We start from the raw sequence: 8,882 nt of genomic DNA on the forward strand, positions 1-8,882 counted from the left end.
GAAGTCACAAGGCTTGGCCGTGGAGCGCCAGCGGGCGCGCACGCTGATGCGCAGCGATGGGCTGAGGGCGCGCTGGCGACGCAAGTTCGTGCACACCACAGACAGCCGCCACGCACTGCCTGTGGCGGCCAATGTGTTGGCCCGCCAGTTCAATCCTGATACACCCAATCGCGCCTGGGTTTGCGACATGACCTACGTACGAACGCGCAGCGGCTGGTTGTACTTGGCTGTGGTGCTGGACTTGTTCTCGCGCAAGGTCGTGGGCTGGGCGATGGCATCGAGCATGCCCGCAGAGCTGGCGTGTGCGGCCTTGAGCATGGCCATTGCAAGCCGTCAGCCCGTTGCAGGCCTGTTGGTGCATTCAGACCGAGGCAGTCAATACGCCAGCCAGGCGCACACGGCCTTGTGGGATACCGGTCAAGGAGCCAGTACGAGAAACTACGCTTGGCGGCCCACTGAACTTTCCACATCCCCTATACGGATGTCCGAAAAAACTTGACCACGACAATGTCGGCTTAGTGCAAAGGTAGAGTAAAGAAATATAGAGGTGTAGACCCTGTCTTCGTTCTGTCATCTCCCAAAAGCAGACTCGATATCGATGACTTTAAGTCTGCATCTCGCTGCCTTCGCCCCTTGATTACGACCAGGATCTACCCATGCGTCTACGCGCCTTTTCTTTTGTAATCGCCACAGGTATCACAGTGCTAAGTGGCTGCGGTGGCTCCGAAAGTCCCGCTGCCACCATACCTGCCCAGCGCACAATCATCATGGTGTGGGATGGTTTGAGGCCTGATTCTGTAAACCCCACAGACACCCCCAACCTTTATGCACTCCGTCAGAGCGGTGTGCAATTTGCGGACAACCACTCGACCTATCCGACCTTCACGATGATGAACTCGTCGTCATTCGCTTCCGGTTCATTTCCTAAAACCAGTGGCTTCTACGGCAACACTTTCTGGACGCCACCGCAAGCGGGTGCGGCTCAGCCCATCCCCGTGGGTAAATCTGCTGCAGGTACCACGCAAGACTACAGCGCACCGGTCTTCACCGAAGACTATGCTGTCCTGACCACTCTCAACGACTACTACGGAGGACAGTTGCTGTTAGTCAAGTCGTTGTTCAAAACGGCACAGGATGCGGGACTCAAAACAGCAGCGATTGGTAAATCAGGTGCTGCCTATCTTCAAGATTTAGGACGTGGTGGATTCTTCCTGGATGAAAACACCGTGCTTCCGTTGACACTGGCCACCGAACTGCAGGCTGCCAATTTCGCGTTACCTGCCAATACCGGCTTCGCTTACCCTACCGGAACAATTTCCCTAGCTAGCGTGAACGGGAACCCCACCGTACGGGCCGGTGCTTTCACCTTTGCGCTACCCAATGGCCTACAGGCTAAAGATGCAACGGACAGCACCCAGGGTGCGCCAGAATCCAGTTCCAATCAGTACATGATGAAAGTCTTTACCGACTACATACTGCCGAAAAAGCTGCCCGACCTGTCTCTGATTTGGTTCCGCACACCGGACAATACCCAGCACGCCTACGGCCCAGGCTCGGCCAATTACCACAAGGCCCTGGCATCGCAAGACGCACGACTGGGTGAATTACAAGTTGGACTCAAAGCAGCGGGCTTGGATGGCACCACCAACATCATCGTGGTGTCAGACCATGCGCATAGCAATGTGTCTGGCCCCACCGCCTTGTTTCCGCTGCGGGCCATTACGGCGAGCACCTCTATTACCAGTGGCGTGACCAATGCTGTCTTGGGCTTGCCTGATCCAGTCAACGGTTTTTCGGTATCGGGTGATGTGCGCTCGGCAGATTTGTTGACCTATGCCGGATTCAAAGCCTATGACGGCTCCGGATGCAGCACTACACCCATGGCTGGCATAAAGTCCGACGGAACGGCCGTGTACGCAGTCAGCGTGGACACCACGGGTGCTTTGTGTGGCACTGCTAACACCAAATACCAAGCCATCAGTGCCACATTGCCAACACCGGTGGCCAGTTTCAAGGTGCCGACGACGATGCCCGCAACTGGGATTGTGGTGGCCGCCAATGGTGGCTCTGACTATTTCTACGTGCCGGACCACGACGCGACCACAATTGCCAACTTGGTGCGCTTCCTGCAAAGCCGCGAGGAATATGGTCCGATCTTCGTTGACAGTCGCTATGGTGCGCTCCCCGGCACCCTGTCTATGGCGATGGTCAATCTGGAGAACAGCAGTCGCCAGAATAAAGGCCAGCCCGATGTGGTGGTCAGCTTCAACTGGGATTCGCAGCAGCTGGTCAACGGCGTGCCTGGTATTGAGTTTGAGAGTTTCGGTGGGAACCGGGGAATGCATGGCAGCTTCAGCCCTATCGACGTGCACAACACGCTGATTGCCAATGGTCCTTTGTTCCGCTCTGGCGTCACCATCAGTAATCCGACCGGTAATGTGGATGTGGCACCCACTGTGGCATATATGTTGGGCCAATCCATGCCTGCAGCGGATGGTCGCGTGCTCAACGAAGCCTTGCTTAAGCCCGCCAGCACCGCATCGGCCGTGGTAAAGCCCAGCGTGGTCAACCCATCGGCACAGGCCACAGGCTTAACCTTCAAGTTGCCGACGGACCCAACGGGCGCAGCCATTGACACCGTGCGTACGGCAGGTAACTACTCCGTCAATCTGGTGGTGAAAGATCTGACGGTGGATAGCAAAACATACCGCTATTTTGATTACGCCCAAGCTGTACGCAACTGAAAACCCCAATACTGCATGAACTTTTCACTCAATAGGAGCGGCCCGCTATGGCGGCGGGCCTTTTTCTCTGCTGCTTTTTCGACTGTATTGGTTGCAGCAAGCGGTGCCAGCCCAGCCGCTACCAGCCTTGACTTTGACAAGACTTTTAACGCCGTAGCTGAACCTCGCCAACTGCATTTTCACGCAACTTACAAGCTGAATGGTGCCGTCCATGCTACAGAGCTGTGGCGTGATCGTGACCAGCGTTTGAAGCGGCGTACCGACGATGTAGTTGAAACTTTTGTTTTCAAACCCGCCAAAGAAACCGAATGGCGCATGGTCGTGCTAGATCTGAAGCACAAAGTGCGCACGGACATTGACCGTACAAACCTCTTCCGTGTAGGTCACTTCACCGACTGGTTTAGTCTTTCGCACGCATTGACGCGACCGTCCGGCACCTACCTGTTGGCAGCTACCAGCACACCCAAGAGTGCGGAGAAACCGGTCGCTGACTGCCGCTGGTATGCGCTGTCCCACAATGGCACCGACAGCAAGTTGTGCTGGAGTGCCAAAGCGCGGTTGCCGTTGATGATTACCGCCGCGAACGGTGCGGTGCAGTGGCGGGTCACACAACTTGATGTCAAACCCGTTCTGGTTGATACCTACAAAGTCATGGACTCTGGATTTGCACGCAACGATGCGAATGCCGATATCAACGACGATTGATGAAACCCTTGGGAAAGTCATGCATCGAAGGACGAGGCCAGCACCTCGGTATAAAAACTCGATGCTGCTCTTCAGCGCAGAACTCTGAAATGCTTACAACCGTAGTCAATAGAACCTAAGCTTGCGTTATTTCCTCCGCATTGCCTGCCCCACGGCCACACCCTGGAGGAACTCGACAAGTCCGTGGTCAACTTCCAATTTTGCGGCCAGCGCCCCGGCTTGCATCACATCACGCTCAGCCCCAAGGCGGAGTTGCAACTCCATTGCCTGCCGGTACCAGCGCTTAGCACGCCGTTGGGGCAAAGCGTTGCGCAGGGCCTCAATGCCATAGCGCATGCGCTTGGCGAGTATGCGTACCCGGTGTTGGCTATAAGGGTTATCGGTGTCCTTGCGAGCAAGCTTCAGTTGCCGGTGCATGCGGGCAATGCGAAGCCCGCTCCAATGCTGCAGGAAAACCGTCGGTTCACCCGCCCGCGCGCCGGTGGGTCCAGGTGAGGCCGCCAAGCCTTCCAACCATTGTGTGGTCGCCAACAAGGTGGCGCCCACTGCAGGCTCAAACAGTGCGTAGCGCACGGATTTACGCTGGAGGTCGGTAGCGTGCTGCAAGGTGTGTGTCATTGCCCGCCACGCGTCGGCACGTTGAGCATCCCCTGCCGAATAGGCCTCCGCAAGCTCCGGCAAGGTGTCGGTACAAGCGACATCCAGATCCCTCAGTTCGCCCAATAAGTCCAGCAGCAGTTGCAAGGGCTGCCAAGTTGGCACGGCGCCGAGAGCCAGGACGGGTTTGAACAGCCGCAATGCACTTCGGAAGCGCCGCCAACCAATCCGTGCCTGGTGCACTACTTCTGGATCATCCGAGGTGCGCACCGCGTTTAGATTCGTAGTGAACTGGTTGAACATTTCGCGCAAGACACTCGCTGCTGCCTTGGGAACGGATAAGTCTTTGGTGAGCGTGGGCGGATGGGCGTGTAGCGGAGTGTCCAGGCCGTTCTTTGCCAAGCGGTAACCCCGCTCCGATTTGCTCTGGGTCAGCGGCAACACGGCGATAGTGCGGGCAATCTGCTGAGCGATATCGAACAGCGCTGTCGGCGGGCCTGCCAGTAGCTCTAGCTCCAGTTCGCAAATGGGAGCATGGTTGTCACCCGCCGTGGTGTGTCCGATATCTAGGGCCACCTCGACCACGCTTGCGTCACGTCGCCGCACCACCCAACTGGTCCGGTCGAAGCTTGTAGCAAAGACGGCCACCAGCGCTGGAAACACCGTGCCGTCGGGGTCGATGCCGGTCCACGGCGTGGCTTGAAGGGCATCCAGCGCCAAGCTGGGGCTGGGCACGCTGACTTCCCATTCGCCCCGCTGACTCAACGCCGAGTTGCCTCGGCTACCGGTCTTGAGGGTCTGCAGCCAGTGCGGCTCTGCATCAGTGCCCACACGCCGTATCCGCAACGCGACACGCTGCTGGCGCAAGAGCTGATCCGCTGTGTCGTAGTAGACGTTGTGCAAATGCTGGTGCCTAGACTTGCGGTGCGCCAGGATGGGCACGCAGGCAAGTAGCTTGGCCAAGCTGGACGGATCGGACGTGGGCAGCGCCAACTTGAGTTCGATTTCCTGCGGGCTTGCGTTAAGAACGGCTGATTTCATAGGGTTTGCTAGACAGGCGAACCATTGTGACGAGATACCTCACCATTTGCCAACGCTGATCCATACACGGCATCGGCAACACTCCAGAACATTCTGGATGTCTGCCCCAGACCGTTCGGGTCAAGCTGTGCCAGCAACGCGCGAACAGGTTCCTTGACCCTGGCTAACAAAAGTACTTTGCCCATACTGTTCAAGCGTCGATCCAGTTCCAGCAAGCATTCTGCTGCGGTGCTGTCAATATCAGAGCTTTCTTCTAGGCTCAAGATCACCGATCGCACGGCGGGACGTGCACCGGCAAGCAGGGCGATGTCAGACACCACTTTTTCGGCACTTGCAAAAAACAAAGGAGCTTCAGGCCGCAAGATCAACAGTCCGGGCGTGATCAACGCATCTGAATGGCTGTCGAGCGCAACGTAGTTGCGGGATGTTGCCAGTTCTCCCAGTTCATGCAGGACTGGCTGCCCAAACCGCTGCAGTGCCGCGATCAGGGATAAGGCAATCGCGGCCAGCATGCCGTGCAATACACCAAGCAACAGCACCGCCGAAACTGCTCCCACCACCAACAGCCGGTCACGGTTCATTTTCCAAACAGCGACCAGTGGCCTGGGCGACAGCGCGTGCCACAGTGCAGAAATGACGGCCACTGCCAGCACGGAGCGCGGTAGCAAATGCAACATGGGCAAGGCCAGTATCAGTGCGAGGGCAATCACTACCAAAGCCACGACCCCAGACTTGCGGCTCTGCGCACCAGCCGCCGCGTTCGCTGAACTGGCGGAGAACCCTGCTCCCACAGGCATACCCTGCAGCAAGGCCGATGCGACATTGCAAGCACCCAGCACCAGTAGCTCCCGGTTCGCATCCAGGGTGTCACCGTGGGCCAGTGCCATGGTGCGCATACTGCCCCATGATTCGGCAAAAATCAGAACTACCAACCCAAACGCCAACTCTCCTAACCGTAGCCATTCCGCACGTGGTAGATCAGGAATAGACGGATGGAATCCAGGCTGTTGGATCGCGCCCACCTCTACGATACCCAGTGATGCGAAATCAAACCAGCGGGCCGCAACAATGGACAGCACGATTACCAGCATGGATGCTGGCAGCCGGGGCCAGCGCCTGAATCCCATAACCAACGTGGCGGCCGCCCCTGCGACCAGGGCAGTCGCCATATGAACCGATGTAAGGTGGGTAGCGATGTACATGAACAGATGCAAGGGATCGGAGGCCAAATCGTGGGGTATTTGTACACCCAGTGCATCCGGCAACTGCTTAACCACGATGGTGATGGCCAATGCAAATGCGAACCCACGCAGTACGGGACGAGACACAAACGCGGACAACATGCCTTGTCTGGCCCAGGCCAGCAGCATCAAAATTCCACCCGCAACGATTACCAAGCCCATCAAAGCCTGCATGTAATCTGCGGCATGGTCTGGTCCGGCAGTGACCTGTGTTGACAATACGGCAGCTGCAGCCAGTGTGGCGGTGGACGATGTGGGTGAGACGATTGCGAAACGGCTGCGACCAAAAACTGCATATATGGCTAGACCCACCATGGACGCAATTAACGCATGGACAACTGGCAATTGGGCCAGTCCGGCATAGGCAACGGCCTCCGGGATCAGCAACCCAGCGACGCACAGCCCTGCTGCAACATCGCCCCATGGTGAACGTTTATCTAAATTCAGTGGGACCATGGGTACAGACATACCTGCGCTATGCACGGAACATTCCATCGTCGTAAGCGTGGTCAAAAGTGGCGGCATCCTGCTCCACCTGCTGTGCGCATCCCAGAGATGCTGCTAACAGCTTGGCATGCCATTTCGGGCGGCTGGCGAAATCGACCAGTTCGTCCGCAATAGCGCTGCCCTGGCGGCCAGAACTGCGCAGCTGTCCCCAGGCCACGATCTGGCCCATGGTGGCGATGGTGCGTTGGATTTCGGTGATGGATTGCTTCGTCCCATCCAATGTGACCCGGTCTTCCAGTGGTTGAAGCCCTCGTAAGACATAAGATTTCTTGCCTATCGACACGTGCTGAAGAAAGGCCATCGATACGGCCTGAACACGCCGCTGAGTCACCACGATGCGCTGGGCTTCCGATGTCCATTTAGGTTGCTTGACTTTCACACGGAACACAAGTGCGGATGGCAATGCTTCCTTGAGGTCTAAAAGATAGTGGCCATCAGGTGCCCCTCTGCCATACACCAGGATTGCATAACGTTCTACTCCTAGGCTACCAGTGCCCGCAACGCGGCGTGCGACATCGATAACTCGGTAGAAGCCCGGATCGGACTGGGTGCATGCAAAACCATCCATAAATACCCGGACCTTGTCGCGCTGGCTGTGCGTCGCAGGCAAGGCTTTCTTACCATCTGTTTTTATCAGGCGCTTTTTACCTTTTGTGTGTGTATAGGCATTCAGAAACGAGGCGCGTTGCCGGGTGCGCAGTCCATCCAATAAGGTGCCGACCAGGCCGTGTGCGGTCTGAGGCTCAACCCAGTAAGCTTTTCCTAACGCCAGGGCAGTAGAGTACGCATCTAGAAATGCCGTACACAACTCCAACGCGTCAGCCGGTCCTACCCCCAAACTCTTCGCACCAACCCGCAGACTGGTCAGCATACGGACCAGATCCCAACTGGCTGGAGCCAGAATGGATTCATCGAAGTCATTGAGGTCGAAATAAGGAAGGCGGTTGTCTCCCTTGAAGCTACCGAAATTCTCGAAGTGGAGGTCGCCACATGACCACACCAGTGGAGCCGATTTAAAAATATCGCTTCGGGGCAATCGTTCGTAAAACAGATGGCATGTTCCGCGTAGGAACACGAAGGCATCGCCGCGCATCTTGCTGTATTTGCTCTCCAGCCTTTCTGGATCGCGCCCGGCGTTGAACTGGAGAATTTGATCTATTACATCCATATTTTCTCCGTTTACAGCCCAAGACTTGGCTCAAAAATAGAGTCTGAATTGCTTAGGCGCATTGCTACATTATGGGAGCAGGCAATCTGGCCGACGTTAATGACGTTGCCCCTGGAATCCGTACCCCTTAGCTGCTTCATTAATTAGCTGGTCTCTACTGCCTTAGCGGCATGCCAGTTTTCTTCGAACTGAACCGGGCTGCGGTATCCCAGCGTCGAATACATCCATGTCCGGTTGTACCAGAGCGGCCAGCCCACGGTTTCGTCCATGGCTTTGCGGCGCGTCTGCAGGCGCTGCCCGTGCAGCCGCTCCACCTTCAACGAGCCGAACAACGACTCGCTGCAAGCGTTGTCCCAGCAGTTGCCCTTGCGGCTCATCGAAGGCGTGATGCTCTAGCCGTCCAGCACGCTTGTGAACGCCTGGCTCGCATACTGGCTGCCCCGGTCGTTGTGGAAGATCAGCCCCCCGTCCTTTGCTGGATGTCGCTGGCCATGTCTGAACACATCAACCAGCCTACCACTTGCCAGCTGAACAGATCCATCATCACCGCCAGGGACAACTAACCCTTATGGGTGGCGATATGGGTGATGTCGCCGACCCACACGGTGTCGGGCACGCTGACCGCAAACTCACGGTTGAGCACGTTGGGGGCGATCGGCAAGTCGTGGTTGCTGTCGGTGGTGATCCTGAAGCGCTTCTTGCTCTTGCCTCGCATGCCATGGCACCGCATGAGCTTTTGCAAGCGCTGCCTGCCCACAGGGATGAACCGCCCCGGGTTTCGTGGAAGCCCGTTGGTTTAAGTCAGGCCGCCACCGTGGTGGCCTGATTGGCGAGTTGCCGGTAGTAGTTTGCCTCAGCTTCTGCAGGCGGGATGTATCC

Annotated in this window: 5 protein-coding genes and 2 pseudogenes; 3 read left to right on the forward strand and 4 right to left on the reverse strand. The window is 57.0% G+C overall.

The genetic code is table 11. The annotated features are described in order from the left end of the window. The 3 genes and pseudogenes from AC097L_RS23015 to AC097L_RS23025 all read left to right on the forward strand — a co-directional run. Positions 1 to 406: pseudogene (locus AC097L_RS23015) on the forward strand (IS3 family transposase); the annotation flags it as partial. A 250-nt stretch (positions 407 to 656) separates the two neighbouring features. Further along, positions 657 to 2,744 (forward strand): alkaline phosphatase family protein, encoded by a 2,088-nt coding sequence (locus AC097L_RS23020; protein ID WP_479589073.1) that lies wholly within the window; start codon positions 657 to 659, stop codon positions 2,742 to 2,744. A 15-nt stretch (positions 2,745 to 2,759) separates the two neighbouring features. Continuing rightward, the gene (locus tag AC097L_RS23025) at positions 2,760 to 3,449 is read left to right on the forward strand and encodes a hypothetical protein (RefSeq protein ID WP_479589074.1); all 690 of its coding nucleotides are present in this window, start codon (positions 2,760 to 2,762) and stop codon (positions 3,447 to 3,449) included. Positions 3,450 to 3,575: 126 nt separating this feature from the next. On the opposite strand, the gene AC097L_RS23030 is transcribed toward AC097L_RS23025, so the two are convergent. From AC097L_RS23030 to AC097L_RS23045, 4 genes and pseudogenes are all read right to left on the reverse strand, one after another. Further along, a complete protein-coding gene (locus AC097L_RS23030) occupies positions 3,576 to 5,087 on the reverse strand; it encodes a CYTH and CHAD domain-containing protein (RefSeq protein ID WP_479589075.1) in 1,512 nt (503 codons plus the stop codon). An 8-nt stretch (positions 5,088 to 5,095) separates the two neighbouring features. Next, positions 5,096 to 6,784 (reverse strand): SulP family inorganic anion transporter, encoded by a 1,689-nt coding sequence (locus AC097L_RS23035; protein ID WP_479589076.1) that lies wholly within the window; start codon positions 6,782 to 6,784, stop codon positions 5,096 to 5,098. 19 nt (positions 6,785 to 6,803) lie between these two features. Next, on the reverse strand, positions 6,804 to 8,003 hold the full coding sequence (locus AC097L_RS23040; protein WP_479589077.1) for a DUF2252 domain-containing protein: 1,200 nt from the start codon (positions 8,001 to 8,003) through the stop codon (positions 6,804 to 6,806). 143 nt (positions 8,004 to 8,146) lie between these two features. After that, positions 8,147 to 8,766: pseudogene (locus tag AC097L_RS23045) on the reverse strand (IS3 family transposase); the annotation flags it as partial. Positions 8,767 to 8,882 lie beyond the last annotated feature (116 nt).

This window comes from Rhodoferax sp. RT5P35, assembly GCF_056521385.1.